General features: G+C 62.9%; 16 protein-coding genes, 1 tRNA gene and 1 pseudogene. 10 read left to right on the top strand and 8 right to left on the bottom strand.

Annotated elements, in window-relative coordinates; genetic code table 11:
• Together NEI07_RS00305 and NEI07_RS00300 are read right to left on the bottom strand one after the other, a co-directional pair.
• The coding region (locus tag NEI07_RS00305) for an adenosylcobinamide-GDP ribazoletransferase (protein WP_256031912.1) at positions 1-504 on the bottom strand (504 nt) is incomplete at its 3' end.
• Between the two features lie 49 nt (positions 505-553).
• Complete coding sequence (locus tag NEI07_RS00300) at positions 554-2,053, bottom strand: phosphomannomutase/phosphoglucomutase (RefSeq protein WP_256031911.1); 1,500 nt, start codon at positions 2,051-2,053, stop codon at positions 554-556.
• A gap of 214 nt (positions 2,054-2,267) precedes the next feature.
• Between NEI07_RS00300 and NEI07_RS00295 the strand changes: the two genes are divergently transcribed.
• The gene (locus NEI07_RS00295; RefSeq protein WP_407659833.1) at positions 2,268-4,937 is read left to right on the top strand and encodes a phospholipase effector Tle1 domain-containing protein; all 2,670 of its coding nucleotides are present in this window, start codon (positions 2,268-2,270) and stop codon (positions 4,935-4,937) included.
• 29 nt (positions 4,938-4,966) lie between these two features.
• On the opposite strand, the gene hrpB is transcribed toward NEI07_RS00295, so the two are convergent.
• Both hrpB and NEI07_RS00285 read right to left on the bottom strand, forming a co-directional pair.
• Complete coding sequence (hrpB, locus tag NEI07_RS00290; protein ID WP_256031914.1) at positions 4,967-7,540, bottom strand: ATP-dependent helicase HrpB; 2,574 nt, start codon at positions 7,538-7,540, stop codon at positions 4,967-4,969.
• A gap of 152 nt (positions 7,541-7,692) precedes the next feature.
• Positions 7,693-8,679 carry a TIM44-like domain-containing protein gene (locus NEI07_RS00285; RefSeq protein ID WP_256031907.1) on the bottom strand — a complete coding sequence of 329 codons (987 nt, stop codon included), beginning with the start codon at positions 8,677-8,679 and terminating at the stop codon, positions 7,693-7,695.
• A gap of 265 nt (positions 8,680-8,944) precedes the next feature.
• Between NEI07_RS00285 and NEI07_RS00280 the strand changes: the two genes are divergently transcribed.
• The 5 genes from NEI07_RS00280 to NEI07_RS00260 all read left to right on the top strand — a co-directional run bounded on the left by NEI07_RS00280 (position 8,945) and on the right by NEI07_RS00260 (position 11,221).
• A complete protein-coding gene (locus NEI07_RS00280) occupies positions 8,945-9,241 on the top strand; it encodes a type II toxin-antitoxin system Phd/YefM family antitoxin (RefSeq protein ID WP_256031905.1) in 297 nt (98 codons plus the stop codon).
• The gene (locus NEI07_RS00275; protein ID WP_256031903.1) at positions 9,238-9,660 is read left to right on the top strand and encodes a type II toxin-antitoxin system VapC family toxin; all 423 of its coding nucleotides are present in this window, start codon (positions 9,238-9,240) and stop codon (positions 9,658-9,660) included. The genes NEI07_RS00280 and NEI07_RS00275 overlap by 4 nt, the downstream gene beginning before the upstream one ends.
• 86 nt (positions 9,661-9,746) lie before the next feature.
• Complete coding sequence (locus NEI07_RS00270; RefSeq protein WP_256031902.1) at positions 9,747-10,550, top strand: thymidylate synthase; 804 nt, start codon at positions 9,747-9,749, stop codon at positions 10,548-10,550.
• A gap of 3 nt (positions 10,551-10,553) precedes the next feature.
• Positions 10,554-11,069, top strand: a complete 516-nt coding sequence (locus NEI07_RS00265) for a dihydrofolate reductase (RefSeq protein WP_256031901.1) — start codon at positions 10,554-10,556, stop codon at positions 11,067-11,069.
• A 75-nt stretch (positions 11,070-11,144) separates the two neighbouring features.
• Positions 11,145-11,221: transfer RNA gene (locus NEI07_RS00260), tRNA-Pro, on the top strand.
• 178 nt (positions 11,222-11,399) lie between these two features.
• Here NEI07_RS00260 and NEI07_RS00255 read toward each other — a convergent pair.
• The 3 genes and pseudogenes from NEI07_RS00255 to NEI07_RS19540 form a co-directional block, all read right to left on the bottom strand.
• Entirely contained in the window at positions 11,400-11,612 is a 213-nt protein-coding gene (locus NEI07_RS00255) for a hypothetical protein (RefSeq protein WP_256031900.1), read from the bottom strand.
• A gap of 124 nt (positions 11,613-11,736) precedes the next feature.
• On the bottom strand, positions 11,737-11,859 hold the full coding sequence (locus tag NEI07_RS19545; RefSeq protein WP_328516945.1) for a hypothetical protein: 123 nt from the start codon (positions 11,857-11,859) through the stop codon (positions 11,737-11,739).
• 21 nt (positions 11,860-11,880) lie between these two features.
• Positions 11,881-12,003: pseudogene (locus NEI07_RS19540) on the bottom strand (helix-turn-helix domain-containing protein); the annotation flags it as partial.
• A 117-nt stretch (positions 12,004-12,120) separates the two neighbouring features.
• On the opposite strand from NEI07_RS19540, the gene NEI07_RS00245 reads away from it, so the two are divergent.
• Genes NEI07_RS00245 through NEI07_RS00235 form a run of 3 tightly spaced genes read left to right on the top strand, consistent with a single transcriptional unit; the run spans position 12,121 to position 13,243 of the window.
• Positions 12,121-12,729 carry a hypothetical protein gene (locus NEI07_RS00245; RefSeq protein WP_256031896.1) on the top strand — a complete coding sequence of 203 codons (609 nt, stop codon included), beginning with the start codon at positions 12,121-12,123 and terminating at the stop codon, positions 12,727-12,729.
• Complete coding sequence (locus tag NEI07_RS00240; protein WP_256031894.1) at positions 12,726-12,989, top strand: hypothetical protein; 264 nt, start codon at positions 12,726-12,728, stop codon at positions 12,987-12,989. Before NEI07_RS00245 ends, NEI07_RS00240 begins: the two co-directional genes overlap by 4 nt.
• A complete protein-coding gene (locus tag NEI07_RS00235; protein ID WP_256031891.1) occupies positions 12,986-13,243 on the top strand; it encodes a hypothetical protein in 258 nt (85 codons plus the stop codon). Before NEI07_RS00240 ends, NEI07_RS00235 begins: the two co-directional genes overlap by 4 nt.
• Positions 13,244-13,755: 512 nt before the next feature.
• On the opposite strand, the gene NEI07_RS00230 is transcribed toward NEI07_RS00235, so the two are convergent.
• Entirely contained in the window at positions 13,756-14,055 is a 300-nt protein-coding gene (locus tag NEI07_RS00230) for a putative quinol monooxygenase (RefSeq protein ID WP_256031890.1), read from the bottom strand.
• Between the two features lie 322 nt (positions 14,056-14,377).
• On the opposite strand from NEI07_RS00230, the gene NEI07_RS00225 reads away from it, so the two are divergent.
• Complete coding sequence (locus NEI07_RS00225; protein ID WP_256031887.1) at positions 14,378-14,671, top strand: hypothetical protein; 294 nt, start codon at positions 14,378-14,380, stop codon at positions 14,669-14,671.
• Positions 14,672-14,893: the final 222 nt, after the last annotated feature.

The raw sequence follows: 14,893 nt of genomic DNA, 5'->3' as shown, positions 1-14,893 counted from the left end.
TGACGGAAGCCACATCATCGGCGCCAGTCCGGCGACGCGCGATATGGCGCCGGCGAAGACGAGCGCGAGCGCCGCGAGCGCGACGCTTCGCTCAAGGAGTGACGCGAGCACCGCGACGCGCAACAGGATCGAGAAACACAGCGCCAGCGCGCCATAGGTCCCAACGCGGCTGTCGCGCATAATGGCCAGCTTCGACTCTCGCGTCGCGCCGCCGCCGAACCCGTCCGCGACATCCGCGAGTCCGTCCTCGTGCAGCGCGCCTGTGGCGAGCACGAGGACCGCGACGGCGACGAGCGCGCAGACGAGCGCAGGAAGATGGCAGATGCGCGCCGCCAACAGACCCGCCGCGCCCGTGGCGCCAATCACGGCGCCGGCGATCGGCAGCGCCGGCGCCATGCGCGCGAAGTCAAGCGGCGAAGGAGCGCCCTCGCCGATCGGAAGGCGCGTATAGAACCGCAAAAAGGTCAGGACGTCGGCAAAAAGTCCGCGCGGCATCGGTTCCATTTTCGGCGCCTCGTCCGATTTGTCGAGAAGCCGATCGCCTCCAACGGCTCTATATCGTCTGGTTGTAGGCGCCGACCTCGGGATTTTCGCGCAGCACGGCGTCGATCGCCGTAAACATTTCCTTCATGCGCGACTGCGACACAGGACTTTCGACGACGACGACGAGCTCCGGCTTGTTCGACGACGCGCGCACGAGGCCCCAGGTGCCGTCGGCGACCGTCACCCGCACGCCATTGATGGTGACGACGTCGCGGATCGGCTGCCCGATGATCTGGGCGCCCTGCGCGCGCATCGCTTCGATGCGCGCCGTCACCTTGTCGATGACGCCGTATTTCTTTTCGTCGTCGCAATGCGGCGACATCGTCGGCGAGCCCCAGGTCTTCGGCAGTTCGGCGTAGAGCTCGGCCATCGACTTCGATGGATTGCGATCGAGCATTTCGAGGACGTGGACGGCGGTGAGCAGCCCGTCGTCATAGCCGCGTCCGATCGGCTCGTTGAAAAAGAAGTGCCCAGACTTTTCAAAGCCGGCGAGCGCTTTGCGCTCGCTGACGCGGCGCTTGATGTAGGAATGTCCGGTCTTCCAATATTCGGTGACGACGCCGCGCGCGACGAGCTCGGGGTCGGTCGCGAAAAGCCCGGTCGACTTCACGTCGACCACGAATGATGCGTTCGGGTGGACCTTGGAGAGATCGCGCGCGAGCATGACCCCAATCTTGTCGGCAAAAATCTCCTCGCCCTTATTGTCGACGACGCCGCAGCGATCGCCATCGCCGTCGAAGCCGAGACCGACGCAGGCGCCCGTCTCGCGCACCTTGTCGGCGATGGCGTGCAGCATGTGCAAATCCTCGGGATTGGGATTGTAGCGCGGGAACGTGTAGTCGGGCGCGACGTCGAGCGGGATCACCTCGCAGCCGAGGCGCTCCAGCATCTGCGGCGCGAAGGCGCCGGCGGTGCCATTGCCGCAGGCGGCGACGACCTTCATCTTGCGGGCGAACGGCGGCCGGCGGGTGAGGTCGTCGATATAACGCGCGCCGAAATTCTCAATGTAGCGGTAGGAGCCGCCTTCCGCCTCGTGAAATTCGCCGGCGAGAACGATTTCCTTCAGCCGGCCCATTTCCTCGGGCCCGAAGGTCACGGGCCGCCGCGCGCCCATTTTCACGCCGGTCCAGCCATTGTCGTTATGCGAGGCCGTCACCATCGCGACAGCCGCGACATCGAGATCGAACTGGGCGAAATAGGCCATCGGCGACAAAGCGAGGCCGATGTCGCGCACGCGCACGCCGGCGGCCATGAGGCCGCTCACCAGCGCCAATTTGATCGATGAAGAATAGCTGCGATAATCGTGTCCGACGACGATTTCAGGCGCGACGCCCAATTCGCGCAGCAGCGCGCCAAGGCCCATGCCTAGCGCCTGCACGCCCATCAAATTGAGATCGGCGCCAAACAGCCAGCGCGCGTCATATTCGCGAAAGCCGGTCGACTTGATGAGCGGCGCCTCTTCATATTCGAATGTATTCGGGCGCAAATTGGCAACGGGCTTGGGAAACATCAACAATCCTTCGCTTGGGCGAGCGTCGCCTTGGCATAAGCGAAAATGTGCGCCGCGCCAAATTCGGCCTGGGGCGATTCAATTTTGCCTTGCAGGGCGCGGCGAGCGCTCGTAGGATTTTCGTTTGGCACCGCTATTTGCATTATTTTTTTGAGGTTTCGCTATGGTTAAGAAAATTGTTATTTTGGCGGATGGCACCGGAAATGGAAGGCTGGTGCAAATCTCGAACATCTGTCGGCTTTCTCAGGCGCTTTGCCTCTCCGACAAAGACCAGGTCGTTTACTACATTCCGGGCGTCGGCACCGAGGGCTTCAAGCCGCTCGCGATGCTGGACGGCGCCACGGGCTTGGGCGTGCCGTCGAACGTGCGCAAGCTCTATCGCTTCCTGTCCTGGAATTGGGAGCCTGACGCAGCGATCTATATGTTCGGCTTCAGCCGCGGCGCGTTCACCGTTCGAATGTTGATTGATCTGATCCGCACGCAAGGTCTGCTGCCAACGGAATTCAAGCAGAAGCGGGTAACGCATCAGGAGATGGTCCGAAATTCGGAGGACGCCTGGCGGGCCTTTTGCGAGCAGGATAAGGAACGGAAAAAGAATATCTGGGTGTTTCTGCGTTTGCCCAAGCTGCGAGACGCCATCTTCGGCGTCTGGAAGCAGCTTCGAGGGCAGCCGAGCTATGCGGACGTGAAAAAGGCGGCTTCGGACCGCACGCCTGACAAGCTCTCGATCGACTTTGTGGGGCTGTTCGACACCGTGGAAGCCTATGGCGTCCCGATTGAAGAAATGCGCGATGTCGTCCATCGCTTGGTCTTCCCCATCAAGTTCGGCGGCGATCATACGATGTGGGAAAGGGTCAACCGTGTGCGGCAGGCTTTGTCGCTTGACGATGAGCGGCGCACGTTCCATCCGATTCGCGTCGCGCTGCGGCCTGACGACGGCGATTCAAAAATCCAGGAGGTGTGGTTCGCCGGCGTGCATTCCGACGTCGGCGGCGGCTATCCCGACGACATGACGGCGCATTGCCCGCTGGTGTGGATGATTCGAGAAGCAGAGAACGCCAAGCCCGACCGAGCCCTCAATTTCCACCCAACGGCGCTGGCTGATTTCAGAAGGACTGCGACGCCATTCGGACCGCTGCACAACTCTCGAGCCGGCGCGGCGGTGTTGTATCGCTACGATCCGCGGCAAGTGACGCTGACGGATCCGGAGAAGAACCCGTACTGCCGGCCGATGGTGCACCATACGGTCGTTGAACGGCTCGTGGATGGAAGCGACGATTACGCGCCGCTGGCGCTGGGCGAAATCAGCGCCGACGTTATCACGCGCGAACCAAAAGGCGCCGACGTGTTCATGCCGGACCGCTCCATCACGCGCGCCGAGACCGGCCCGGGTTACGCGCTCATTCGCGAAGCGGTTCCGGCAGCCGAGCCAGCCAGCATACGTAGCGACGACAACGAACTCGACATTGCGCAAGGGGCGATGAGGAGCCTCGACGCTCCCAACCGGGCCGAGATGGAGATCGCCCGGGATTATGTGTGGCTCAACCGAATTGCTTATTACTTCTTCGTGGCCCTGTTCCTCACGGTGCTCGCCCTGCCGGTGATTGCTCCGGCGATTGACGATTTTAATAAGGGCGTTTGGAGCCACATTTCGGGAATTGCGCTCCCGTTCCAGCGGCTTCTGCGCGTGCTCGGTCCCGCGGGCGACGCGCTATCGCGATTCATGTCCGGCACTGAAAATGTGCTGCGCGGAATGGGCGACACAATCCTGTCCTTTACGCCTTCCTATCTCTACGCCCATGTCAAAGCGGCGCTAAACCATCCGTTTTTCAGCATAGCGTTGGCGCTGACCTATTTCGTTCTTCGTTACAAGAGCGACTCTTATGAAGACGCTACGCGCTATCATGCGCGCTTGGCGTGGAACATCAAGAACGACAAACTCAAGAAGGACATTGAACCCAAGCCGAGCGGAACATCGACATTCGTGCGCGCAGTGAGAAGCTCGCCTGTGGCGAGGTCGCTGCTTGAGGGCGGCCGCGCGTTGTTGCCTGCCGCTTATGCGATCGTGTTTGTATTCGCCCCCCTCTTCATTGCGATCAACCGAATTGGCTTCAATTATCTGGAGGGCTCCGGGCGCGTCTGTAAAGGCTCTAATCCGCCCGACTGGGTGTCGCGCGCAAGCGGAAGATTTGCGACCAGCGATCCGTGCTGGGCGAGCGGCTGGATGCTTGAGCGCGGCGGAGGCTATCGCCTGACGATCAGCATCGACCCGGAAAAAGACGACCCTTGGCTCGATCGGCTGATGCTCACCGATCCCTACGGCTTTGATGGAAAGGGCTTCGTTTACAGGGCTGGCGTCGCTCTGCGTCGGTGGCCTTCGGCCGCCTGGTTCCAACCCATCGCTCGAATTGGCGAGCGCGGAGACGTCGAATGGCCGCTGATCCCGCTCGACGGCGGCGGCGCGTTGTCGCCTTATGGGGAGAAATGCTCGTCGCTCCCGTCCGACTACGCAGAGTCGGCGGCGCGCGCCAGTTTTTGTGCGACTCATAAGGATCTGCAATCCTGCGTTGGCGGCGACCTTTCGCTTGGCGTTGGCGATCCCCTGCCGCCCGAAGAATTGGACGCGGCGAAAAAGGCCTGGACGCAGGACAGTTTCGTCTATGGCGGAAGAAGTTGCACAACGACTTTCCCGCGCAAAACCTTCGTATCTGAATTCATTGCGAGCGATACGGGAGAATTTTTCCTCTTCGTCAACGACGCCGTGCACGTATCCTTGGACGGTCGCAAACAAGTTTTTTACGACAACAACACCGGCACAGCGAAAGTGACGATTGAGCGATTGCCGCGCGACGCCACGCGAGCCACGACCGCAAGCGCGCCATAAGGGTTCCACGCTTCGCCCGGCCGCAGGACTCACGAGCCCCGCGGCTTGGCGCGCGTCGTCGGCTGCGCGGCCGCCGGATCGTCCGGCCAGAGATGGCGCGGGTAGCGCCCTTTCATCTCCTTCTTCACCTCGTTCCAGGAGCCCTTCCAAAAGCTCGGCAGGTCTCGGGTCGTCTGGATCGGCCGATGCGCCGGCGAGAGCAGTTCCAGCGTTAAGGGCGCGCGTCCGCGCGCAAGCGTCGGGTGACTTGAAAGGCCGTAAAGCTCCTGCACGCGCACCGCGAGGATCGGTCCGTTCTCGGCGCCATAGTCGAGCGCATGGCGCGACCCGGCCGGCGTTTCGAAATACGGCGGCGCTTCGGCGTCGAGTCTGCGCGACAACTCATAGGGAAGAAGCTCCGCGAGCGCGGCCTCGAGGTCGTCGGACGCAATGTCCGCAAGCGACGTGCGCCCCTCAATGAACGGCGCAAGCCAGTCTTCGGCGCTTGCCGCCAGAGCGGCGTCGGAGAGGTCCGGCCACTCGTCGCCCTCAGCGCGGCGCAAAAAGGCGGCCCGGTCGCGCCGCTGCATTTGCGTCTTCGTCCATGGCAGGCGCGCGACGCCAAGGGCGGCGACGCCACGCGCGAGCATCACGGCGTTTTCTTGGGACGCCTCGACCGCCAGATTGCGCTCGGAGAGTCGTATCGCCCCGAGACGCCGAAAGGCGCGCCGCCGCAAGCTCGCGCTCGCCGCGTCGAAGATCGTTTCGTCGCGAGTCTCGATGCGGTCGCCCCCGATCGCCTCGACCTCCTCGGCGGTGAGCGCGCACGCCGCGAGGATTCGCGCCTGCGCCGCCCGGCCAGTGAGTTCGGCAACCGCGAGAAATGCCGCCCGCGATAATGGATCTTCGACCGGCAATATCGCGGCGCGGCCGTTCGCCATCAGGAACTCGCCGCGCCCGCCGCGCGATTTCGCGATGCGGTCGGGATAGGCAAGCGCGATCAACGCGCCGTCGGAGAAAGGCCCCCTCCCTGACCCGCCCCCGCTTCGCGGGAGAGGGAACGCTAATGACCGGCGACTCGCGACATGGAGCGCCGAGTCTGCTCCCTCTCCCGCGCCAGCGGTGGAGGGTTGGGGAGGGGGCATCGCGCCATTCGCCAGTCTCTCCCATTGCGCCGCGAGGCGCAGCGCGTCACCCGCGCGCTTCGACTTCTCGCCCTGCAAGCGCTCGAGCCGATGCGACAGGTCCGCGTCGACGCCGCCGAGTCCGCGCTCGGAGAGCAGCATGGCGAGTGCGGCGGCGCGCTTCGCTTCGCCGACGCGCGCCGCTTCGACGACCATCCGCGCCAACCGCGGCGCGAGCGGCAGCGCACGCATCGCGCGGCCCATGTCGGTAAGCCGACCGTCGTCGTCGAGCGCCCCGAGTTCGCGATCGAGTGCGACCGCCTCCTTCCAGGCGGGCGAAGGCGGCGGATCGAGCCATTTGAGTCGCCCCGGATCGCTCACCCCCCAGGCCGCGAGATCAAGCGCAAGCCCGGACAGATCGGCGTCGAGAATTTCGGGCGCGGCGAAGGCCGGAAGCGACGCCGTCTGCGGCTCATCCCACAGGCGATAGCAGACGCCGGGCTCGGTGCGGCCGGCGCGGCCGCGGCGCTGATCGACGCTGGCGCGTGAAGCGCGCACCGTTTCCAGTCGCGACAATCCAAGGTCGGGCTCGAAGCGCTGCACACGCGCCAGCCCGCTGTCGACGACGATGCGGACGCCTTCGATCGTAAGCGAGGTTTCCGCGATCGACGTGGCGAGCACGATTTTTCGGCGTCCCGGCCGCGCCGGGGCGATGGCCAGATCCTGCTCGCCGCGATCGAGCGCGCCATAGAGCGGCGCGACGTCGACGTCATCCGGCAGACGCGCCTCGGCAAGGCGTGTGGTGACGCGCGCGATCTCCCCCTGCCCCGGCAGAAAGGCGAGAATCGAACCTCGCTCTTCGCGCAGCGCCAGCATGATCGCGCGGGGCATCGAATCTTCGATGCGCGCATTGGCCTCGCGGCCGAGATAACGCGTCTCGACGCCAAAGGCGCGCCCCTGGCTCTCGATCGTCTTGGCGCTCATCAGCGCGGCGACGCGGGCGCCGTCGAGGGTCGCGGACATGGCGATGAGCCGCAGATCCTCGCGCAGTCCTGTCTGGGCGTCGAGCGCCAGCGCGAGGCCGAGATCCGCGTCGAGCGAGCGTTCGTGATATTCATCGAACAGAACGCCGGCTACGCCCTCGAGCGCCGCATCATCGAGGATCATCCGCGCAAACACGCCCTCGGTGACGACCTCGATGCGCGTTCGCGCCGAGATTTTCGATTCGAGGCGCATCCGCAGGCCGATCGTTTCGCCGACGGTCTCGCCCAGCGTCGCCGCCATGCGGATTGCCGCTGCGCGGGCGGCGAGACGTCGCGGCTCCAGCAAAATGAGCTTGCGGCCCTTCGCCCAGTCGGCGTCGAGCAGCGCAAGCGGCGCGCGCGTGGTCTTGCCTGCGCCGGGCGGGGCGACGATGACAAGGTTGCACGACGCCTCAAGCGCCGCGTGGATCGCCGGCAGCACATCGTCGATCGGCAGCGCAGAAAGATCATGCAGCATCGGAGGCGCGCGCTTCAAAAGTTCCAAATTCCATAGCGCGACGCACATTGCGGACGCCGGTCAAAGGGTCAAGACGCCGCGCCGCGCCCGGACCGGCAATAAAAAAGCCCCTCCCTTGCGGGAGGGGCAAAAGATTGCAGCCAATGGCGAACTTACGCCGCCTGCTGAATCGCCGAGAGCTTCCACTCCTGCGGCCCGGCGCCCGCCGGTCGGCGGAAAGTCCAGGCCTCGGACGTCTCCGTTGGCCCCGGCGAACCGGGCGCGGGCTTGCCGGTGGCGCGATCCTCGATCACGTCATTGAGCGCGAAGCGCATGGCGACGGTGGCGTATTCGTCGACGCCTTCGCGCCACGCCTCCGACAGATCGCCTTGCAGCAGCTTCACGTCCGAGACGCGGTTGATGACGCCCTTGCGACGGTTTTCCTCCAGTTCGTCATCGAAATAGGAGGCCATTTCCGGCGTCGACATGCCGCGCAGCGCGCCAAGATCCTCGCGGCTATAGGCGGCCTGTGATTCGCCGAGCAGGCGTTCGAAGGCGTTGAAGTCCTCGGCCGCAATCTTGATCGGCGTCGCCATCGCGGCTTCCAGAGAGGCGCCGGAGCCGAAGCCCGCGGCGCCAAAAGGCGCGCGCGCCGTAAAGGGCGAGGTGAAGCCCGGGCTCGGACGGTGACCCGCCCCAGCCATGACGTTTGCATTGCGACGCGTCCACCAATTGAACGCCATGCGGGCCAGGAAGACGATCAGCGCGATCTGCAACAGCAGGCCGATGATCGACATAAAGCCCATCATGCCGCCGAAGAGGCCATGGCCCGTCAACAGGCCGAAGAGGCCGGCGCCCAGCAGGCCGCCGGCGAGACCGCCGAGCATGCCGCGACCGAAAGCGCCGCCAAAGGCGCCTTGCTGCGACGTCGCCCCTGCCATCCCCGGCGCGGGACGCGGCGCGGCGCTGCGCTCGAAGGGCGAGGCCTGGCCCGGCATCGTTCGGGTCGACGGCGGCGCCGACCAACTGCGCGAGCCGCGGCTGCCAAAGCTGCCGCCGCCGCCCATCCGCGCCTCGGCGATGGCGGGCGCGAGCGCCAACAGCGCCGCAAGCGCGAAAGAAAACAGCGATCCGCGCCTCAGCGCGAAGAAACGCGACATGTGCATCCCCCATATGTCGGGAAGCGACGCTCCCCAGCGAGGCAATATATAAGGACCGCGTGACGGGTCCGCAAAGGCTCGGGCGCGGGAATCGGCGCGCCACCCTCTCCCAAAGCGAGAGGGTGGCGGCAAAAGGGAGAGGGTGGCGGCGCTCCTCCTCCCCTTTCGCGAGCGAGCGTGTGCGCTTCTCAAGATACTCTCGCAGAGCGGTCGCCAGCCTTGGACCCTGCTTGCATCCGAGCCTTTCTACGCTAGACTAGTCAGTATGACTAGATTTCCGAAATCAACCCAAAAGGAGCCGACTTCACCGGGCCGGTGGCTCCTTCAAGACGCCAAGGCGCGCTTCAGCGAACTGGTGCGGCGCGTCCGCAGCGAAGGGCCCCAGCATGTGACTGTTCACGGACGCGACGCCGTCGTCGTCGTTTCGGCGGAGGAATTTCGTCGGCTCGAGGGAGAGCGCACGGGGGAAGCGTTGATCGCCGCGATGCAAGCGTCGCCCGCGCGCGACATCGACATTGAGCCCAAACGGGAAGCGATGCCCGTGCGCGAGATCGAGTTGTGAGCGGATGGCTGCTCGACACCAATGTGCTCTCGGAACTGCGTCGTCCGAGGCCCAACGCAAAAGTTGTCGCATTCGTAGCGGCGCAGCCGCTCGATCGGCTCTATGTCAGCGTGGTCACTTTTGCGGAAATCCGCTTTGGGATCGAGCTTGTCACTGATCCCGCGCGTCGGGGGGAATTGCAGGACTGGCTCACGCTCAAAGTGCGGCCGCTGTTTTCACAAAGGACGCTGCCGGTCAGCGAGGACGTCATGTTAAAGTGGCGCCTGCTCGTCGAAGAAGGGCGCAAGACGCGATATACTTTCTCCCAGCCGGACCTCATCATCGCCGCCACAGCGCTTCTCCACGGCTTGACGGTCGTGACCCGAGACACTGGCGATTTCGAGAAGGCGCGCACGCCGGTCGTCAATCCATGGGCGTGAACGCCGCAGCCCTTTGCTTCGGATGGCGCGCACGGCGTATGGAGTGAGAGTCGCAACCTTCGGCCAAAAAAGATTGAATCGGCGACATGCGTCAGTATCTCGACCTTCTGGATAAAATCCTGCACGAGGGCGTGCGCAAGGACGACCGCACCGGCACCGGGACGCTATCGCTTTTCGGCTGCCAGATGCGCTTCGACCTTTCGCAAGGCTTTCCGCTGGTCACGACCAAGCGCGTGCATTTGAAATCGGTGATTCACGAATTGCTGTGGTTCCTGCAGGGCGACACCAATGTCAAATATCTGCGCGAGAACGGCGTCACCATCTGGGATGAATGGGCCGATGAACACGGCGACCTTGGTCCAATCTACGGCATGCAATGGCGCCGCTGGCCGGCTGACGGCGGCGAGATTGATCAGCTCGCGAATGTCGTCGAAGAGATCAAGCGCAATCCTTTCTCGCGCCGGCTGATCGTCTCGGCTTGGAACCCGGCGCAGGTCGACAAGATGGCGCTGCCGCCCTGTCATTGCCTGTTCCAGTTTCACGTCGCGGAAATTGACGGCGTAAAACGCCTCTCCTGCCAGCTTTACCAGCGTTCGGCGGACGTCTTTCTCGGCGTGCCGTTCAATATCGCGAGCTATGCGTTGCTGACGCATATGGTCGCGCAGGTCACGGACTGCGTTCCGGGCGATTTTGTGCACAGTTTCGGCGACGTGCATCTCTATCTTAATCACGTTGAGCAGGCGCGGCTTCAGCTCTCGCGCGAGCCAAAGCCCCTGCCCCGCCTCAAGCTCGATCCTTCGGTGCGCTCGCTCTTTGACTTCAGATACGAACATTTGAGCGTCGAAAACTATGATTCCTGGCCGGCGATCGCCGCGCCGATCGCGGTATAACCGATGGAGCCGAAAATCGTCGCCGTCGTCGCGCGCGGACGCAATGGCGTGATCGGCGTCGCCAACGGCCTTCCCTGGCGGCTATCGAGCGACCTCAAGCGCTACAAGGCGCGCACCTGGGGCAAGCCGATGATCATGGGGCGGCGCACCTTCGAATCGATTGGACGGCCGCTGCCCGGACGAGAAAGCGTCGTGCTCACCCGTGATCCCCATTTCAGGGCCGAAGGCGCGCATGTCGCGGCGGATCCCCAGGAGGCTTTGGCGACGGCGCGTCGGCTGGCGGCGCTGCTTAGCGTCGACGAGATCATCATCGCGGGCGGCGAGGAAATCTATCGCGCCTTTCTCGACCTCACCGACGTGATTGAATTGACGGAGGTCGCGCTCGATATCGCTGGCGACGCGCATTTCCCGGCGATCAACCCCAAAGACTGGCGTGAGATCGCGCGCCAAGCGCCGCCGCGCGGCCCCAAGGACGAAGCGGACTTCGCTTTTGTCACGCTTGAGCGGGTCTGGCGGTAAAAGCTCTGGAAAGCAGTTGCGGCGCAATCCTGCTGTGGCTATAAAACGGCCCGAAGCGGCTTCGGCCATTTCTGTCGGAGTGTAGCGCAGCCTGGTAGCGCACCTCGTTCGGGACGAGGGGGTCGGAGGTTCGAATCCTCTCACTCCGACCAAAGGCAGATCTAACTAATTGAATTTGCTGCGAAATTGCATCTGTGTCGGGCTATAATCCCCCTTCTTGTCCCCCACAATTCAGCGATTGTCAGCGAATATTGGCGCACGCGAGCGAATTGAATCATCGTCGCTGACCAGGCGCTGCTAGGCGCTCATTTGCCGCGCCCTTTCGTGAGCCTAACGCGCGAGAGGCAACGGCTGTGGATTAAGCGCATTGACCACAGCCTGCAATAATTCATGAGCGCGAGGCGGCAGCGGCTGTGGATTAAGGGCTACGGCGTCAATAACCGACCGCAGGATTGTTTGAATGCGCTGGTCGCTGATGCGTCCCGTCAGTTCATGAATTTCTTTTAAAACGGCAATATCAGAACAAACGTTTGGACTTGTCATCTGTGAACCCTCCACCGGCTTGGAGTGGTCGCCAAGTTCTGCTCTCCGAAAGCTCTCGTCAAGATTGGCTGCGGTCGTGGACGTTCGACAATTGCCGTGCGACGGCGCGGTGCTACGCTGGCGCTCACTTGCCGCGCGCCTTCCTGAGCCTCACGCCCGGCCCGCCGCCGTTCTGTTCGATGAATTCGACGCCGGCCTTTTCGAGCGCGGAGCGGATGGCGGAAATCGTTTCGTCTCTCCCGGTCAAATCGCCCTCTCTGGCCTCTGTGCGCCGGATGGTCACGATCGAAAGCCCCGACGCTGCTGCTAGGTCGGTTTGCTTCCAACCGAGCAGCTCTCTGGCGGCCTTAACTTGCCGGACTGATATTTCAAATATCTTTTTTGTTGACATGAAGCCTCGCCATGTTGATATTTTAAATATCAGCCATCGCTGAAAGCCGCAAGCGTTCCGCCGCCGAAACCACCCTTTCGACGAATGCCCTCGGCTTATCCAAAGGAGGAAGATTGCATGAAAACAGGAACGACACGCCGCGCCTTAGTGGCCGGCATCGCCGCTACGCCCGTCGCCGGGCTTCCGGCACTTGCTGATGTCGTCGCGGAACCCGATCCGATTTTCGACGTCATCGCCGAGCAACGCCGCTGCAAGGCGCGCACTGATGAGGTGCTCGCGTCGCTCAACAGCAAAATTGAAGATTTGGAGGCCGAGCGAGACAAGATCGCCGTTATCCAATTCATGGGCAAGAAATTCCAATCTTCCGCCGCCCTTCTTCACTCCGTGAACATAAAGGGGGCCCTATCTGGCGATGAGATCACAGACTTCTTTAATGCCCGCGAACAGCTCCTGATCCATGAAGCGGCGTTTGAGAGAGTGCAGGACGAAAGCGGCTGCGCGGAAGCTGAAGACGAGTTCAGCGAAAGGAACAAGGCATATTTCGACGCCGAGATGAGAGCCCTCGCCACGCAGCCGACAACCGCATCTGGCGCGCTGGCGTTGCTCGCCTTCGTCGTTGAACATCTTGAAGGACCGCATTGCGATCCAGGCGAACACCATCCTGAGCCCCTGCTCGGCGCTGTTCGCAATGCGCTCGCCGTCCTCCAGCAGGAGGCGCAATCATGAGCAACAAGCAAAGGAAATTAGAACTTGTCGAGCCCGTGCAAGAGCGCCTCATGGATAACACCCATTGCGACCAATTGTCGGACATGAAAAGCCGGATCTATGCGCTGCATCTCGCCATCTGCGGCGTTCGCGATGAACTTGGCGATACTTCCGCCGACGCGCTGACTCAACTCTCTCTTGATCTTCATGACCAGATGGAAGCCATTCATGCAGCGTTCAATGCGGAGTTCGAACTGCGCCGCGCGGAGATGCTGCAATGAGCGCGCCCGGCACCATCCTTAACGACGACGATCAGGACTACGCATGGGCGGTCGGCGGCTCGATCTGCTTGAGCAGTACGCCGCAGCGACAAATTGTCGTTGCGGCTTCACGCCCGCGCAATACGGTGGTTCCTCAAGAGAACCGCCGAGAAATCGACGACAATCTGGAGTGCGGTTCTCTCGCGGAACCGCACCTGCGCGGCGGCGCCGAGGCCGAACGTTGGCTCGCTAGCCATCAGGAGGCGCGGTCATGAGCGCCGAACCGATCCCCGAAAGAGACTTGGAGGAAAATCTCCGAGAGGCGATGGAGCTTTCGCGCGCGCTCTGGATGCTCATGACAGGACTAACCTGTAACTACCCGTATCCACTTGGAGAAGGAGACATGGAGGCAGTCTGCCTCCTTGCGCAGGAGGTCCGAGTTCGAACCGAAACAGCGAACCGTCAATGGCATGAGGAGCCGTGACAATGACCGACCTTTCCAACGTCAAGGCGCGGCTTCATCGTCTGCCGCTTCGCACGATCATTGCGCTGACGTGGCGGCTCAAGCTCGCGCGGCTCTTCCTTTGGCTCGCGCGCGTCACGGACACATACGACGGCGTCGTCATGCGGATTGTTCGGCGCATCATCGAGAGCGCCGAGGCGGTCGCCCGCAAGTCGGACCGTTGCGCCGCCTGCTTTGAGCCCTACATCATGCCGAGCGCCGGCATTCGTCGCCGTCGCCAGGAACGCCCCGACCGTGGATGTAACGGCGGGGCGTTTTTGCTTTTCAGCCTAGCTTTGAAGCTAGCACGTCAACTTTTTCGATTTTCGGCGGCTGCGAGAAAAGCTCAGGGGCCTTGGCCATGAGCGCTTTCGCCACCTCCCCGGCAAGATGAGCGTCTCTGCCAGCTTCGTCATGAAAGACGTCAAAGATACCGAAGGTGGAATGCGACACTCGGATCGCGAACCACGACACCGTTCCCGGCTCTGCTTCCACGAGCGGCAGCGCCGATTTCAAGAACGCCGCAACCTCATGTTCCTTGCCGATCTTCGCCTCCAGCGTCGCCAAGATGCCAAATTTCACCATTGCGACCTCCTTGGGAACTACGGCCTCCGAGCCGTCAGTTTGCACCTTTCGAGGCATTTTGCACGACGGTTGATTCTTGGGTCGCGCAACCATCAGGGAAACAATAGTCTGTCGATACTCGACAAGCCTAAACAGACGACGGCCGGAGGCGTTAATGAATGCGCCCGATTTAAACCAAGCGATGGGCGAACCCGTCCGCGGAAGCGAGGGCGCGGCTCATCAGCCTGCCCCTGCGAGCACTGCGCTCGTCGCCGCGCTAAATCTTGTGTCGGAAACAGCGGAGGCGATCAAAGCATTCGATGAGCAGGCTGCTCGAGCGCTAATGCGCGCTCATGAAGTCACCGATGCGGTGAAGGAAGACCTGGGCCGCGCAGAGCTGCGCGCCGAGCGCGCCGAAAGGATGCTGCGCTTGGCCGAGGCACAAATCGAGCAAATGTTGGCCGCCGCCGAACAGGCGGAGAAGGAGCTTGAGATTCTGCGGTCGCAGCTTGCCGCTAAGACGGCAGAGTTTGCCGCGTCGGAGCGGCGCGGAGACGACGCGGAGGCCGCGATTGAGCGGATCGTGGATGTGATCCGGGCGCAGCTTCCCGCCAAATTGAACGTTCCGTCAGAATAGGTCGCCGACGCTCTCATGTAGGCGTAGCCGCCGTTAACGCTCTCGCGATCGTCTGCGCGACGGCCTTCGCGTCGGCGCCGGAGAGCCGATTGACGAGCCCCCACCGGCTGTTGCCGCAGAATTTGCGTCAGAAATTGTGAGCGCTCAAACTCGCTGCAAGCGGCGATAGCCCCAAGCATAGTCGCCATGAGACGGCCCGCCCGGATGTACGGCGGGCCGCTT

Source organism: Methylocystis suflitae (genome assembly GCF_024448135.1).
GTDB classification, from domain to species: domain Bacteria; phylum Pseudomonadota; class Alphaproteobacteria; order Rhizobiales; family Beijerinckiaceae; genus Methylocystis; species Methylocystis suflitae.
This window is presented reverse-complemented; position numbering and strand designations above follow the sequence as displayed.